A 15,004-nucleotide genomic window follows, 5' to 3' on the forward strand; every position below is an offset into this window, starting at 1 on the left:
CTTAGATTATATCAATAGGATTGTAAAGATTCAATGTAAAACAAGAAAGAGAAAAGTTCCCTATCATATCTGGGCTGCTTTTCTCTTTCACGTACTTATTGATTCATATCCCGTATCCATTCATACATTGACTGGGCAGTATTGGTTACGGTGTCCGAAAGCGCTTTTCCGGCTTTTGAAAACATATTGAATGTCTCCACCTTTTCCAGCTCTTTTTGTTTTTCTTCTAAATCTTTTGCCGTGACTGTTTCTCCTAGGATTGAGGCTTCTTTTTCATTATCTTTTCCGTCGGTGAGCGTAAACGCCCCCTTCAGTGAAGGGTCATGATAGCCTTTCATACTCAGCATCCCGTTGTTTGCCTGCTGCATGCCGAACAGAACGCCTAAAAACATGATCGTGACAAGCAGTAAGCATTTTCCAAAGTATGCAATCAAATCAACCACCTATTTCTTATTGTTTTTTCGTCTCCCCGCTCGCTGCGTTGACCTTTTCAGCATCCCAGTACATTTCGCTGAATACGTCCGCGGCCGCGTTAGCCGCACGCTGCAGCTCTTCGAGATTATTATCTACTCCGCCAAACTCGAGCAAAAGCGCTCTATCGGTTAAATCCTGATTGTAAACACCATTATCGCCTGGCGAGCCTTTGGAAAAGACACCTGTGCTAAGTCCGGGGTATTTTTTCTCCATCAGTTTATGAAGCTCACTCGCAATTTTATAGTTTTCTTCGAAGTTTTTGCTTTTTTTCCCGACGACAAAGGCTACCCTGGCATAGCTTTTCCCTTTAATCGTTGCGGTTGTGTCTTTTTTGCGCCGTGAGTCTCTGTGGATGTCAATGATATATTGCAGATTTTTGTTTGAAGCAAGGGCGTCTTGCACGACCGGCCTTGATTCATCATAGGACCTGGCATAGTTTAAGCCTTTTTTATTCAATTTTGACTGTATATCGGTTTTATTCACTGTGGCTCCGATTCCCTGGGATTCAAGCGCTTGTCCGAACATATCTCCTACAAGCGTGACGTTGGCTTTAGAATGGCGCGCCATGTCAGGATCGGTCTCGCCTTTTAATAGAGGGAGATATGATTCCGTATTGTGCGTGTGATAGATAAACACGACCTTTTTATCACCTGTTGTTTGTTTGGGCGGATCTTTTTGCGCATTATCTGATTGCGTTTGCTGTTTTTCAATCTCTGCCAAATTCGCTTCCCTTTCTTCCTCCATCACCTTAGACGGCGGCGGCGATTCCGCAGGCATATTCGTATAATCGGTTCCTTGTCCAGCTAACAAAATCTCGGTATCAAATTGTGCAAACCCTGGCAGCTCCCGACCGAGAAAGCTCCGCGGATCTTCGAGGTTAATGCTCGTCGCCAGCTTTAAAGAAAGACGAGAAAGATGAAATGAGCTGTCGGTTTGAGAGAGGTCAGAAGCGAAATAATGGTTTTCCATCCGCAGCAAATGTGCAAATACGTCACCCGGCAATTCTTCAGCAATCCCATAAAAAGAGTCAGACGACGGCCTAAGTTCCGGCCGGAGAGACGTCAGCACACCGGATAGAACAAAAATCACGATAAGGCTTACGATAAATAGAAAGATGGCTTTTATCGCTTTCCCTCCATTTACCGCAACAACAATCTGTCTGTTTCTGCGTTTATTTCTCATTGAATCCCTCCAGCGCTTGTCTAGTAATTACTCTATGAACAAGCTAGAGGAAGTAGAACTGTTTAGTGATTGTAGGAGCCTTTGTTTTCTTGTGACACTTTTTCATGAAGCGCTGTGTTTAGTCCGTTCGCTAAAACATTTGCCATATCGTCGATAAATGAATCGACTTCCTTCGGCGTAACCATTAAGTTGTGTCCTAAAGGCGAAAGCACCTCGTGAATGAGCTGCCGTTTTTCATCTTCTTGAAGGGTTCCGACAATCCCTAGGAACGATTGGCGCTGCTTTTGATCGGGAAGATCTTCTTCAGTGAGCACTTTCTTTTTCCCAAACGTCATGCCTGCCGGAACAAGCGATCTTGATGGCCTGTTATCCTTCATTTCTCTGCCAAAATGTTTTAATATGTAGTCCACCGTGTCGCTGGCAATTGTCACGGCATCAACTACTGTCGGAACACCGATAGCAATCACCGGAACACCAAGCGTGTCTTTGCTTAAATCTTTTCGTTTATTCCCCACTCCAGATCCCGGGTGAATGCCTGTATCCGATATTTGAATGGTTGTGTTGACCCTTTCCACCGCCCGCGCCGCCAACGCATCAATGGCGATGACAAAATCAGGCTTCGATTGCTCAATCACACCTTTAATAATGTCACTTGTTTCGATTCCTGTTATCCCCATTACACCCGGTGCAAATGCACTGACAGGCCTGTAACCCTCCTGTACGTTTTCCGGCTGAAGCTTAAACAAGTGCCTTGTTACCAACAGATTTTCTACTGCCATCGGTCCAAGCGCATCAGGTGTCACGTTCCAGTTGCCGAGCCCAACGATCAAACAGCTCGCATCTTTTGAGATATTAAGGTTTTCAAGAAAAGCTGAGAATTCCTCCGCAAAGACAGCAGAGACCTTCTCCTGCATTTCCGAATCATTCTCCCTGATTCCCTGTGCTTCAAGCGTTAAATAGCGCCCTTCTTTTTTTCCCGAAAGCTCCGCGCCTTCCTTTGTAACATCAACTGTGCGGATTTTAATGCCGCCGTGATCACGCTCTTTTTCAATAAAGCCTTTAATTTCTTTTGTCGGCACAGCCTGCTGATTGGCCATTGCTTCCTTCGTTTCCACTGCCAAATCGGTCCGTATCAAATACTGATTCACATCCAGCTCACTCTTTTTCATACAGGGGCCTCCTTCACATTAAGTACCTATATTGTTGCCATTTGCTGAATGAATCATGCTAAAAAGAGAACCTTCAATGAAAAATACTTTACATTTATATTGCAATCTAAAGGTGTGTTTGATAGAATACAATTTGTTCTATTGTGAAGAAGATTTAACCTTAAGACACTGTGCTACAGGTTGTATCTTAGGAGGTGAAACACATGCCAAACATTAAATCAGCGATTAAACGTACAAAAACAAACAACGAACGCCGCGTTCATAACGCGACAATCAAATCTGCTATGCGTACTGCAATCAAACAAGTTGAAGCTTCTGTTGCCAACAACGAAGCTGACAAAGCGAAAACTGCTCTTACTGAAGCAGCTAAACGTATTGATAAAGCAGTGAAAACAGGTCTTGTACACAAAAATACCGCAGCTCGATACAAATCAAGACTAGCGAAAAAAGTGAACGGACTTTCTGCATAATATAAAAACGATCCTCAATAATGGGGATCGTTTTTTTCATTTCTTTTTAACAGCTGTAAAAGGAACAGTTCGAGCAGGAGCTGCTTGTCCTTTTTCCCGGTTTTCATCTCATAGTCCATGACGGCAAGCTGTTCAATAATTAAACGGAGCTCCTCCTCTGAAAAAAGCCTTGCTTGATCCATCGCCAGCTTTACCCGAAATGGGTGAACTTTTAGATTAGAAGCGATTTGTTTTTGTCCGTATCCCTGTTCCGCGAAGTACTTCGTCTGCAGAATCAGCCGGAACTGATTCGAAATAAGCGCCATAATTTTGATCGGTTCTTCATTTTGTTTTAGCAAATCATAAAAAATTTGCAGACTCTCTGTTCGTTTTCGGTTGACGATTTTATTGATCAGCTCAAAAATATTTTGTTCAAGGCTTCTAGCAACAAGCATTTTTACATCATCCAGCGTAATTTCTTCACGATCTCCAATAAACGTGCAGAGCTTTTGAATCTCCTGAAAAATCGATGACAGATGACCGTTCACAAGCAGAACCAAATGCTCCGCCGCTTCCGTGCCGATTGTTTTCTGCTCTGTTTTTGCAAGGTTGACAGTAAAGTCTGTCGTTTCCTTTGCATTTAATTCCTTCGCCTCCATCATAAACGCGTGCTTCTTTAACGCTTTCGTCAGCTTTTTTCGCTCATCAAGCTTTTCATACGGAGCAAGCAGGACAAAGACTGTGTAAGGCGCAGGTGATTGTATATATGATTCAAGCGCACTGACGTTGTGCTCAATTTTTTCTTTTTTCTTTTCACCTGTTAAAAAATATGGATTTTTCACAATGACAAGACGCCGCTCTCCCATAAACGGAAACGTTTCAGCATCTGCAATCGCTTGATCCAGCGGGTCCTCTTCCAGATCAAAAACGGATAGATTGAAATCCTTTGTCTCCTGATCAACGACCGTCTGTCTGATCCTGCTGACGGTTTCTTGCAGCAGATATGTCTCTTTTCCGTATAAGCAATAAACCGGATGGACATCTCCTTTTTTTAGGCTTTTCCACACATCAAATACCATTGTTGTACGACTTCCTCTCTTTCATCATCCCCCTCTATCCTAAATTGAGTTTGCAAAATAGTAAAGAGGAAGCCTGACTGCTGCTTCCCCATTTATATTAAACGCCTGTTCGCAAGCCCCCGGGACAGCTTGTAAAAAGGCGATAATCACCAGAACAGAAAACGTTACCTTAGCTTCTAGATTTTTCAAAACAATTCCATTATACTTAAGTCAGTCAGGAGGGATAAAGTTGAATGATTTTGAAAAAAACGTTCAAAGCAAACGAAATGATGCTGTAGATTCAGCTGTTGGTTTTGTTGTGTCCTTCGGATTTTTCGCCTTCTTGTTTGTCATGGCAACGGTTATTCACCTAGTTGGTTCATAACAGCGACTGCCCGGGCTGCTGATTTCTCGGCAGTCTTTTTTAGTTCGTCTCTGTTATATCTGATGTATCATATGGAGGATAGACAGAAAAGGTTCCAACTCTGTTTTTGTATCTATATTGGATCGTTCCGTTTTGATCTGTTCGCAGCACGCGGATAGAATGTCTCTGTAATAGTTGCAGAACTTTTTGATGAGGATGATGGTACCGATTGTTTTTCCCGGCTGAGATAATGGCCGTTTTCGGCTGAAGCTGTTGGATGAATTCTTCACCGGTAGAGCCTTTGCTCCCATGGTGCCCCACCTTTAAGACATCTGCTTTAATATTTGGAAACACGTCCATCACCTCCTGTTCCCCTTCTTTCTCCAGATCACCCGTCAAAATCCAGCTCAGAACGCCCGTCTCCATCCACAGAACGAGAGAGGAATTATTTTTGCTTGCCGGATCAGGTGTTTCAGGTGACAGTACATGGAACTGCAAATCCTTTATTTGCAATACATCGCCTCGCTTCACCTCTTCAATTGTCACTCCCTCTTTTCTGGCTGTCTGCAGCACTTTCTCATCTTTAGGTTCAGAAACGAACCCTTTCGGAATCACGAGGCGCTTTACTTTATGATGCTTCAGCAGAGTCTCCGCCTCTCCGATATGATCTTGGTCAGCGTGCGTCAGAATTAAAGCGTCAAGCTGTTTGATTCCCTTAGCAGTTAAAAACGGAATCAGCACCTTTTCCCCCAGTGAAAACGAATGCTGTTTTTCGCGCCAAGGCTCTGACGAGTAAGACAAAGTGCCGCCGGTATCAATTAAGACACGACCCCGCTGATGCGGAGCACCTACAAACATGCTGTCACCCTGTCCAATATCTATCATATCCACTTCTCCTTCGGAACTAAGACACGGATATATAAAGAGCAGAAACAGCACCGTGCAGCAAATGCCTCCGGTTACCATCAACTGCGACAAGGAGCGTTTTTCAATCGCCATAAGCAATAGGATGATCGCAACCGTGAATAAAAAAAGCAAAACAGGTGCAGGATGTGCGATCATAATCGTGAACACTTCAACATCTGCAATGTTTGTGATTAGCCTATTGGTCCAGCTTATCAATAAATCAAACCAGCTGAAAAACAATCTCCCAAACGAAACGGAAAGACTTAATAGAAGAACACCTGCTACAGCTCCCGGCAAAATACAGAAGGTATAAAATGGTACCATCAACATATTCATCGGTACGCTGATGATAGAAAACTGATGAAAATGATATAGGAGAATCGGAAGCGAGCCCAGCTGAGCGATGAGTGATACAATTGTCAGCTGCCCCAAGGAGGTTTTAACCTGATGAAAAATAGAAGAGGATAGAATTAAAGAAAAACTGACGGCGAACGATAGCTGAAAACCGGCTTCAAAGAGATGATAAGGATTGAAGAGCAGAAGGACGATGTATGAAAGACAAATTGCAGTTGCAGAGTGGACACGCCATTTGACAAGGCTTCCAGCTAAGTAAACACCCGACATGAGAGCGGCGCGTAGCACTGAAGGAGCAGCGCCGGTCAACATCACATAGAGCGGCAGAAATAACAGCAACAGAATTGACGCCTTTTCTCTAGTTATACCAAGGCGAATCATGATATAAAACAAACCTGCTGTCAAAATCCCCACGTGGAGTCCTGATATTGCCAAGAGATGGACAACACCAAGCTTTTGATACGCGGTAAGCACTTCATCCTCCACATAAAATCTGTCACCAACTGTAAGTGCCTGTACAATCCCTGCCGAATCAGGAGGCAAAAGGCTGTTTGTGAATGATATGATATGTTTTCTCAAGCTGAGCACCTTGTACTTAAAATTTTCAGGTTCGCTGCAGTTTTGAATAGACGTGACAGAGTAGTTCCAATGAATATGCTGCCGATAAAGATACTCGTTATAATCAAATGCACCCGGCACAGTTGCGTGATTCGGTTCTTCCAATGTACCAGTCAACTCACATGACATTCCTGGTTCTATGTATAACAGCTGTTCTTTTTCACCAGCAGACTGAATGCGATACGCAGCAGCCCATTTTTCCTTATCAGGTGTCTCAACCATCATAGACATACGGTCGCCGTCAATTTTGGGAATAGTGTCAATCACTGCCTTGAATTGATAGGTTCCCTGCCGATAGGAAGAGACATTCTGAGAATCTGTGACTGCATACAGTACAAAAAACAATATAAAAGAGAAGAAACAAACAATAATGAGAAAAGCGTGCCTCGTTTTGATTAAAATGATGAGGAGAAAGAGGATGAAAAGAAAAATAGCGGGGAAATAAGCGGCGGCAGTAATTCCAGCCGTTGCCGAAGCTGCCGCCATAGGCAATAATAAGCGCGAATTACGCATTCATCACACGTAGCTCGTGAAAAGTGTATTCGCCTGTTCATGTATCTTTTTCAATTCTTCCTCCGCTAAACCGGCATCAGCCAATTTCCCTATAAGACCCGCTACAAATGAAAGCTTTTCCCTGTTTTTCAGATCAACGATCATTTCATCGAGTTCAACCTGTTCAACTGTTACACCCGCCTGTTCAAATAATTCCTGCGCATACGGATGTGTTTTGTAATCCTCAGCATAATAAACCGTTTTGATACCCGCTTGAATAATAGATTTGCAGCATTGAATGCACGGATAATGCGTCACATAAATCTCGGCTCCATCAGTCGGCACCCCAAACTTAGAGCATTGAAGAATCGCATTCATTTCAGCGTGAATGGTTCTTACGCAATGATCATCTATCATTAAGCATCCTTCATCTGCACAATGTACGCCGCCCGCGATTGACCCATTGTAGCCTCCTGCTATCATGCGTTTGTCTCTGACTATAGTAGCGCCGACAGATAATCTCGGACATGTGCTGCGCAGCGCCAATAAATGGCTTTGAGCCATAAAGTATTGATTCCATGAAATTCGTTCCACGTTGTTCCCTCCAAATGTTGTGTTGCCTGACCTTTAGTTTACCTATCATAATGCATGACCGTCAAATCACTTTACTGTAATGGAAGACTTTATTTTCTCAAATGACTTTTCACCTATTCCTGAAACCTTAGTGATATCTTCAATTGTTTGGAAACGCCCGTTTTCTTCCCGGTATGCAATAATAGCTTCAGCTTTGGATGGCCCCACCCCTGAGATGCCTTGTAACTCCTCTAAGGTTGCTGTATTGATATTCACCAGCGCTCCCTTCCCTCCATCGCTTTGGACAGACCCTCCGCCACCTTGCTGCACTGCTGTTTCCTCTCCCTTTTTCGGGATGTACACCACTGTCCCGTCCTGCAGAATCTCCGCCAAATTTACTTGCGCTTCGTCTGCTTGTTCACTGGTCCCGCCCGCTTTCTCAATTGCCTGAGATACTCTGTCCCCTGTTCGCATTTCATAAACGCCAGGATGCTGAACAGCACCTTTGATGTCTATCACAATTGTTTCGTTTGACTCGTCGTTGTTTGCTTCCTGCTTTACCACTGTATTTTCTGTCTCTGTTGGTACAGCTTGCTTCACCGGCTCTTTATTTTTCCCTGTGGCCAGAAAGATCATAATCGCTGTGAAAACAGCCGCAGAAGCCGCTAAAATAATTGCTTTCTTATGCTGATTCAACCAATTCATCGTGCATGTTCCCCGCTTTCGTCATATTTTATTTTCATAACACATATGGTTTAGAGGATAATAGCTCAAAGGAGGGGAAACCATTGAAGATAGGCTTTATCGGCACAGGAAATATGGGTACGATCCTTATCGAATCATTTATTGAATCAAAAGCAGCCGATCCCTCAAACATGACAATCACAAACCGCACAATTGAAAAAGCGTTGCACATAAAAAACCGCTACAACAGCATAAACGTTACCGAAAGTCTCGAAAAGCTCGTTTCTGAAAACGAGATGATTTTTATTTGTGTTAAGCCGCTTGATATATATCCTTTACTGGCAAGAGCGTTACCTTATTTAAGAAAAGATCATATTCTCATCTCAATTACAAGCCCCGTTCAAACCGAACAGCTCGAACAATATGTGCCGTGTCAAGTAGCTCGAGTGATCCCAAGTATTACGAACAGAGCGCTGGCAGGTGTTTCTCTCGTCACTTTCGGCACAAGCTGCGGCGAATCTGCAAAAACGAAAATCAATGAGCTGATGCAGCATATCTCTCATCCGCTGCAAATTGAAAGTGACATCACCAGGGTTGCATCAGACATCGTAAGCTGCGGCCCCGCTTTTATGAGCTATCTGATTCAGCGGTTTATAGATGCAGCTGTTTCGGAAACATCAGTGTCTAAACAGGACGCGATTTTGATGTGTAAGGAAATGCTTGTCGGAATGGGAAAACTGTTAGAAACCGAATTGTATACCCTGCCTGCATTACAGGAAAAGGTTTGCGTTAAAGGCGGTGTAACAGGAGAAGGCATTAAAGCGCTGGAAAGCGGTGTGCAGGATATGTTTCACCGGGTATTTCAAAATACTCATATGAAGTACGAGGAGGATATTTCCGCAGTGAAAAAGCAGTTTCATGTGTAGACGAGTATGTCAAACGTTCGTCTGTACTGCAAAAGCATAAAAAAGCATTTTAAAAAACCATCGTTTTAGGAAACGATGGTTTTTGATTTCTGCGCCTTGAAAAAGAGGCGTTCTGATTGTGCTGATGGCTCGGTATCCGTAAAATCAGCTGTCACGCGATGGAGCTGAAAGCCGCAGTTCTTAAGCATTTCTTCGTATTCTTCCACCGGGAACGTTCTTTGCTCGTGTGTCTCATCAAAACGATCATACGCTTCTCCGTTCCACACAAAAAACGACATATCATGAATGACAGAAAGCTCGTCACTTCCGGCAAAGCTCTGCCAAATATAGCTGATATCTTCGTCCTGGTCAGCAAATGTGCTATCCGGAAAGACTTCCGCAATTTTAAAAGATGAATGAACATCAAACAGCAGAATGCCTTCAGGCTTTAATACCCGAAAAACACTTTTAAAGGTTTCGATCACATCATTTTTTGTTTTTAAATAATTTAATGAGTCACAGCATATCACAACAGCGTCAAATTGACCGTCAAAGCCGGTAATCTCTCTCATATCCTGCTGAAGAAATAAAATAGGCTGGCTACTCGATACCTTTTGCTGGGCGAAAGAAAGCATCTCTTCGCTGAGATCGATGCCTGTAACCTCGAAGCCTTTTTCGGCAAGCCGGATGGAGATTTCCCCCGTGCCGCATGCCAGATCGAGAATACGGCCTTTTTCCGGGAGAGATGCTTCAATCCATTTTGTCCATTGATCGTAAGGCGCGTGTGACATTAACTCGTCATACACGCTTGCAAAGCCTTGATAAATCATTGATTCATTCCAAGATCAAGATCTGCGAGTGGAGCGTCTCCCCACAGCTTTTCAAGGTTGTAGTAGCTTCTTTCATCCTTGTGGAAGACATGGACAATTACATCGCCTAGATCAACGAGAACCCATCTTGCTTCATCAAAGCCTTCCATCTTTTTGACTTGAATGCCGTTTTCATCAGCCTGATCCTTGATTTCACGGGCAATCGCCTGTACCTGTTTATCTGAATTTCCGTGGCAGATCAGAAAATAATCAGCAACCAGAGAAATACCTTCCATATCCAGTGCTAAAATATCCTCTGCCCGTTTATCGTCGCAAGCCGCAGCTGCGATCTTTAAAATGGACTTTTGGTTCATTCACAAATTCCTCCTGTTCAGCTGCCAGACACAAGCCAGTTATATGTTAAAAATGTGTCTGGAAAAACCGGTTGATTTTTTTTCATAAGAAAAACCATTGTATTTTTAATGGACTGAATCAGCGCTTGATTCAAATCTGTCTCAGCAAGCTTACGCACCTCATCGACACCGGGAAATGCCCGATTTGGCTCAATGTAATCGGCAACGTAAATGACTTTTTCTAAAAGTGTCATGCCGGGGCGCCCTGAGGTATGATACCTAATGGCGTCAAGAATGTCTTCATCTTGAACCCCTGCCTCTCTTTGGACCAAATAAGCGCCGACCGGAGCGTGCCAGAGCTCCGGATTATGATCCAATAAATGCGCAGGCATTTTTTCTCGCGCAATAATTTGTTTCATTTCTTCTTTCGGGCGGAATTTGGCGTAATCATGAAAGATTGCCGCTGTTTCCGCTTTTTTAGAATCGGCTCCAAAACGCTCCGCAAGTTCGATCGCCGTGTTCATCACGCCAACCGTATGGATATATCGGTGTTCGGTCAATTGCTGCTTCACGCATGCAAGTGCCTCCTCACGATTCATATAAACCATTCTCCTCTACATACTTCTTCACTTTATCAGGGATTAAGTAGTCAGTGGGCTTCTTGCTTTTAAACCGTTCCCTTATCATAGTTGATGATACCTCAAATTCCGGAACGTCTGCAAAGAGAAGCGGATAAGGGGTTTCAACATGAAAACCGGGGCGCTTTACTCCAATAAATTGAATGAGGTTCAGCAGCTCGTCCAGCTTATACCATTTCGGCAAATATTCAATCATATCAGCGCCGATAATAAAGAACAGCTGATCATTTGGATAACGCTGCTTCAGTAAAGAAACGGTATCAAAGGTATATGACGGTCCTTCTCTTTCCATTTCAACAAGCTCTAGCTTAAAGGACGGATTAGATTGAATTGCAAGCTTTAGCATTTCCACGCGATGAAAGCTGTCGGTATAGTCTTCGTTCTGTTTATGCGGCGGAATTTGATTAGGCATAAACCAAATTTCATCAAGCCCCGCCTGGTACAGCACCTCATTCGCCATTAAGAGGTGACCATTATGCGGAGGGTCAAACGTGCCTCCGAAAATTCCGATTTTCTTCATTTCAACCACCTTTAAGGAAGCTCGATTTGTTTATTTTCCTTTGATTCCTTATATAACACAATCGTATTGCCGATTGTCTGCACCAATTGAGAGCGGCTTCCTTTTACAAGAGCTTCCGCTACATCGTTTTTATCCTCTTCGCAATTCTGAAGCACGCTGACTTTAATCAGCTCTCTCGCTTCAAGCGCCTCAGCAATTTGTTTAATCATGTTGTCGTTTACTCCGCCTTTACCTACTTGAAAAATCGGCGTTAAATGATGCGCTTTAGAACGCAAAAAACGTTTTTGTTTACCTGTTAACATTCTTTTCCTCCTAATTTTCCTATTACAATGGATCTCATTTTTTCAATATCAGGCTCTTGTCCAGTCCACAATTGGAAAGACAATGCTGCCTGTTCAACAAACATGCCCACACCGTCGAGTGTTTTCAAGCCTTTTTGGCTTGCTTCCTTTAAAAGGGCCGTCTGTATTGGATTATACACGATATCACATACGACGGCACTGCTCGCGGCACGCTGTAATGAAAGCGGCACATCGTCCACGTTCGGATACATGCCCACAGACGTTGTATGGATGATAACATCATACTGCTCAAGACGTTCTTCTGCTTCTTTTATGCTTAATACTTCTTTATTGTGAAACGAGGGAGTAGCTTCTGTAAGCCGCTTTGCTTTTTCTAACGTCCGGTTGCAAATGTCAAATTTTTTCGGGGTATTTCGGACAATTGTTGTAAAAATGGCTCTCGCCGCTCCGCCAGCGCCGATCATTAAGAATGACAGTTCAGAGATGGGCTTGTCTAATACCTTCATTAATGACTTCACGAAGCCTTCCCCATCGGTATTGTATCCGACAAGCTTATCTCCCTCTCTTCTGACCGTGTTTACGGCACCGAGCACTTTTGCACTCTCATCAATATGATCCAAATAATCCATAATGGAAACCTTGTGCGGAACAGTCACATTGATTCCTTGTACGCCTAGAGCTCTTATTCCTTTTACCGCATCCTCCAGATCATTCTCTTCTACCTTGAAGGCATGATAATGTCCGTCAAGCCCGAGGTCTTTCAATGATGCGTTATGAATATCAGGTGACATAGAATGGCCAATAGGATTTCCGATAACCCCGTACAGCTTTTTCATACTCCTCTCCCCTTTTCTTAAATTAATGAACGCCGAACAAATACATGAACGCCTTTTGGCGCATATGCAGTTACCTTTTTATCGGCATCATGGACAGTAACCCAGCCTAACCCAGAGAAAACGATATCTGTCTTTTTGTCTTTTATCGTAAACGTATGGGCAACCAATTCAGGAAACTCATCCATTTCATCTTTACCCGGAGGTGTGAGCAATTCCCCTGCATGCTTTTCATAAAGCGCGTCTGCATTTTCAAGTTTTGTTCTATGAATCATCAGCTCATTCGGCATATAGCAAATAAAAGGAGATCTTTCCCCAGACACATAATCAAACCTTGCAAGTCCGCCAAAATACAGTGTTTGCTGATCATTAAGCTGGAATGTGCGAGGCTTCAGCTCCTTTTTAGGAGATAATATTTTCAGATCCTTTTTATTGACATAATGCGCCATTTGATGGTTGTTGATAATTCCCGGTGTATCATAAAGCGATGAACCGTCATCCAGCGGGATTTCAATCGCATCAAGGGTTGTGCCAGGAAATTGGGATGTTGTAATAATATCTTCTTCACCTGACACTTCTTTAATAATCCGGTTAATAAAGGTTGACTTTCCTACATTTGTACATCCAACAACATAGACGTCTTTTCCGTTGCGGTAATGCTCAATCGCGTCAATTACTTCTCTTATTCCCTGGCCGCGTCCCGCACTGACCAAAAATACGTCAACCGGTTTTAAGCCAAGCTCTTTCGCTTCACGCTTCATCCATTGGATCAGACGCTCTCTTTTCAGTGACTTAGGCAAAATATCCGCTTTATTGCCAACTAATAAGATAGGGTTTCCCCCCACCAAGCGCTGCAGCCCATTAATCCAGCTGCCGTTAAAATCAAAAATATCAACAATTTTTACGACAAGAGAGTCCGTTTCTCCAATACCGTGAAGAATGTTCAAAAAATCATCATCAGTTAAGGAGACATCTTGTATTTCATTATAGTTTTTCAGTCTGAAGCAACGCTGGCAAATCACATTTTCTTTCGTAAGCGATGCAGGCGGCGCGTACCCCAAACCTGTTTTGTCCTCGGTTTGGATCGTAACTCCGCACCCGATACAAACAACCTTTTCCATTTCTTACTCCTCCCACTGAATGTGCCCTTTTCGTTTGAGAGCACTCAGTATTCTGCGTTCGACCTGGCGGTTAAAGCGCGTAATGAATCCGTCAGAGGAAGCGACTGGCACGACCAAAATCGTATGGTAGCCGTTTCGGTTTCCCCCGAGTACATCGGTCAGCAGCTGGTCTCCAATGACAACGCAGTCCTCTTTTTTTAGCTCCATATTGCGCACCGCTCTATTAAAGGCTTTACCCATCGGTTTTCTTGCTTTATAGATGAATGGGATTCCAAGCGGTTCTGAGAAAAGTTTCACTCTTCTTTCGTTATTATTAGAGACAATTGTCACTTTAATGCCGTGTTCCTTCATTTCTTCAAACCACTCGATCAATCGCGGCGTCGCGTTCGGCCTGTCCCATTCAACAAGCGTATTATCCAGGTCAGTAATAATCCCTTTTACATTTCGTTCCTTTAATTTCTCAGGTGTAATATGAAAAATATTTTTTACAAACTCGTCAGGTAAAAAAAACTTTTTTAACAAAACCCGCACCCTTCCCTTTTTCTTTCTTTCAAAATGATTGTCGAAAAAAATCGAACTTGCGCCTAAAGAAAAACTGAGCAAAAAAATTTCGACAAAAATTGGGTTTCTTCACCAGGTGTGGATAAATTTACACACACTATCCACTCTTATTACATCACTCTTTAGACAAATTATAAACACGATACTCACAAGTTATCCACTTTTTGGTGTGGATAACAGAACGATTGTTCTTATATGCATTTCATGGTAGATTAAAGATAACTTCAACCTCAGATGAACGCAACTTATCATTGTATGCGTTAAAATCATGAATGATTCCAACTTTTAAGGAGGTGCCTCTCCCATTAATTGGGTTCCTAGCATGAGAAAACTGTCTGATGAATTACTAATAGAATCTTATTTCAAAGCCACCGAAATGAATTTAAACCGTGACTTTATCGAGTTAATTGAAAACGAAATAAAAAGAAGATCGCTCGGACATATTATTTCCGTATCTTCTTAATAGGAATTTGTCTATTTTTTCCGGGCGTATTTCCTTTTTTTACTCAGATGACTGATATTATATCACTTTGGCTGCGCGCTTTACTACTATTTTCAGCAAAAAACACCCCTAAAAAGAGGTGTTTTAAAGGGCCGGTTATTATGCTAACCAGTATATGCCGCCCACAACCAGGAGAA

The 15,004-nt window shown here is 42.9% G+C and carries 20 protein-coding genes; 4 read left to right on the forward strand and 16 right to left on the reverse strand.

The features are described 5' to 3' along the window. Positions 1–95: 95 nt before the first annotated feature. The 3 genes from bslm_RS12290 to gpr form a co-directional block, all read right to left on the reverse strand. Positions 96–434, reverse strand: a complete 339-nt coding sequence (locus bslm_RS12290) for a YqxA family protein (protein WP_014477382.1) — start codon at positions 432–434, stop codon at positions 96–98. Between the two features lie 16 nt (positions 435–450). Beyond that, complete coding sequence (gene spoIIP / locus bslm_RS12295) at positions 451–1,656, reverse strand: spore autolysin SpoIIP (RefSeq protein ID WP_046381194.1); 1,206 nt, start codon at positions 1,654–1,656, stop codon at positions 451–453. Positions 1,657–1,718: 62 nt separating this feature from the next. After that, positions 1,719–2,825 (reverse strand): GPR endopeptidase, encoded by a 1,107-nt coding sequence (gene gpr / locus bslm_RS12300; RefSeq protein ID WP_014480309.1) that lies wholly within the window; start codon positions 2,823–2,825, stop codon positions 1,719–1,721. Between the two features lie 203 nt (positions 2,826–3,028). On the opposite strand from gpr, the gene rpsT reads away from it, so the two are divergent. Next, positions 3,029–3,295, forward strand: coding sequence for a 30S ribosomal protein S20 (rpsT, locus tag bslm_RS12305; RefSeq protein WP_003229989.1), 267 nt, complete (start codon positions 3,029–3,031; stop codon positions 3,293–3,295). A 14-nt stretch (positions 3,296–3,309) separates the two neighbouring features. Here rpsT and holA read toward each other — a convergent pair whose 3' ends face one another. Beyond that, complete coding sequence (gene holA, locus bslm_RS12310) at positions 3,310–4,353, reverse strand: DNA polymerase III subunit delta (RefSeq protein WP_014480310.1); 1,044 nt, start codon at positions 4,351–4,353, stop codon at positions 3,310–3,312. 39 nt (positions 4,354–4,392) lie between these two features. Next, the gene (locus bslm_RS21360) at positions 4,393–4,542 is read right to left on the reverse strand and encodes a hypothetical protein (RefSeq protein ID WP_003229985.1); all 150 of its coding nucleotides are present in this window, start codon (positions 4,540–4,542) and stop codon (positions 4,393–4,395) included. A 40-nt stretch (positions 4,543–4,582) separates the two neighbouring features. On the opposite strand from bslm_RS21360, the gene bslm_RS20840 reads away from it, so the two are divergent. Beyond that, a complete protein-coding gene (locus bslm_RS20840; RefSeq protein WP_003229983.1) occupies positions 4,583–4,717 on the forward strand; it encodes a YqzM family protein in 135 nt (44 codons plus the stop codon). Positions 4,718–4,756: 39 nt separating this feature from the next. Here the strand turns inward: bslm_RS20840 and bslm_RS12320 are convergent, their stop codons facing one another. The 3 genes from bslm_RS12320 to comEA form a co-directional block, all read right to left on the reverse strand. After that, positions 4,757–7,087 carry a DNA internalization-related competence protein ComEC/Rec2 gene (locus bslm_RS12320; RefSeq protein ID WP_046381195.1) on the reverse strand — a complete coding sequence of 777 codons (2,331 nt, stop codon included), beginning with the start codon at positions 7,085–7,087 and terminating at the stop codon, positions 4,757–4,759. A gap of 3 nt (positions 7,088–7,090) precedes the next feature. Further along, entirely contained in the window at positions 7,091–7,660 is a 570-nt protein-coding gene (locus tag bslm_RS12325; protein ID WP_046381196.1) for a ComE operon protein 2, read from the reverse strand. A gap of 66 nt (positions 7,661–7,726) precedes the next feature. Continuing rightward, positions 7,727–8,344: a competence protein ComEA gene (comEA, locus tag bslm_RS12330; RefSeq protein WP_004398514.1), complete on the reverse strand. Its 618-nt coding sequence runs from the start codon at positions 8,342–8,344 to the stop codon at positions 7,727–7,729. Between the two features lie 83 nt (positions 8,345–8,427). On the opposite strand from comEA, the gene comER reads away from it, so the two are divergent. Next, the gene (gene comER / locus bslm_RS12335) at positions 8,428–9,249 is read left to right on the forward strand and encodes a late competence protein ComER (protein WP_014480313.1); all 822 of its coding nucleotides are present in this window, start codon (positions 8,428–8,430) and stop codon (positions 9,247–9,249) included. 65 nt (positions 9,250–9,314) lie between these two features. On the opposite strand, the gene bslm_RS12340 is transcribed toward comER, so the two are convergent. Genes bslm_RS12340 through bslm_RS12375 form a run of 8 tightly spaced genes read right to left on the reverse strand, consistent with a single transcriptional unit; the run spans position 9,315 to position 14,326 of the window. Next, a complete protein-coding gene (locus tag bslm_RS12340) occupies positions 9,315–10,058 on the reverse strand; it encodes a class I SAM-dependent DNA methyltransferase (RefSeq protein ID WP_003229973.1) in 744 nt (247 codons plus the stop codon). Next, positions 10,055–10,411, reverse strand: a complete 357-nt coding sequence (gene rsfS, locus bslm_RS12345) for a ribosome silencing factor (RefSeq protein WP_014480315.1) — start codon at positions 10,409–10,411, stop codon at positions 10,055–10,057. The genes bslm_RS12340 and rsfS overlap by 4 nt, the downstream gene beginning before the upstream one ends. 17 nt (positions 10,412–10,428) lie before the next feature. Continuing rightward, entirely contained in the window at positions 10,429–10,989 is a 561-nt protein-coding gene (yqeK, locus tag bslm_RS12350; protein ID WP_014480316.1) for a bis(5'-nucleosyl)-tetraphosphatase (symmetrical) YqeK, read from the reverse strand. Continuing rightward, positions 10,979–11,548 (reverse strand): nicotinate-nucleotide adenylyltransferase, encoded by a 570-nt coding sequence (locus bslm_RS12355; RefSeq protein ID WP_004398676.1) that lies wholly within the window; start codon positions 11,546–11,548, stop codon positions 10,979–10,981. Before bslm_RS12355 ends, yqeK begins: the two co-directional genes overlap by 11 nt. A gap of 11 nt (positions 11,549–11,559) precedes the next feature. Continuing rightward, on the reverse strand, positions 11,560–11,850 hold the full coding sequence (gene yhbY, locus bslm_RS12360; RefSeq protein WP_003226133.1) for a ribosome assembly RNA-binding protein YhbY: 291 nt from the start codon (positions 11,848–11,850) through the stop codon (positions 11,560–11,562). Beyond that, entirely contained in the window at positions 11,844–12,686 is an 843-nt protein-coding gene (gene aroE, locus bslm_RS12365) for a shikimate dehydrogenase (RefSeq protein ID WP_041351695.1), read from the reverse strand. Before aroE ends, yhbY begins: the two co-directional genes overlap by 7 nt. 17 nt (positions 12,687–12,703) lie before the next feature. Then, on the reverse strand, positions 12,704–13,804 hold the full coding sequence (yqeH, locus tag bslm_RS12370; protein ID WP_003229966.1) for a ribosome biogenesis GTPase YqeH: 1,101 nt from the start codon (positions 13,802–13,804) through the stop codon (positions 12,704–12,706). 3 nt (positions 13,805–13,807) lie between these two features. Continuing rightward, complete coding sequence (locus bslm_RS12375) at positions 13,808–14,326, reverse strand: YqeG family HAD IIIA-type phosphatase (RefSeq protein WP_003226126.1); 519 nt, start codon at positions 14,324–14,326, stop codon at positions 13,808–13,810. A 361-nt stretch (positions 14,327–14,687) separates the two neighbouring features. On the opposite strand from bslm_RS12375, the gene sda reads away from it, so the two are divergent. Then, positions 14,688–14,828, forward strand: a complete 141-nt coding sequence (gene sda, locus bslm_RS12380; RefSeq protein WP_003226124.1) for a sporulation histidine kinase inhibitor Sda — start codon at positions 14,688–14,690, stop codon at positions 14,826–14,828. The last annotated feature ends 176 nt before the right edge of the window (positions 14,829–15,004 follow it).

Source organism: Bacillus sp. LM 4-2 (assembly GCF_000978495.1).
GTDB classification, from domain to species: domain Bacteria; phylum Bacillota; class Bacilli; order Bacillales; family Bacillaceae; genus Bacillus; species Bacillus subtilis.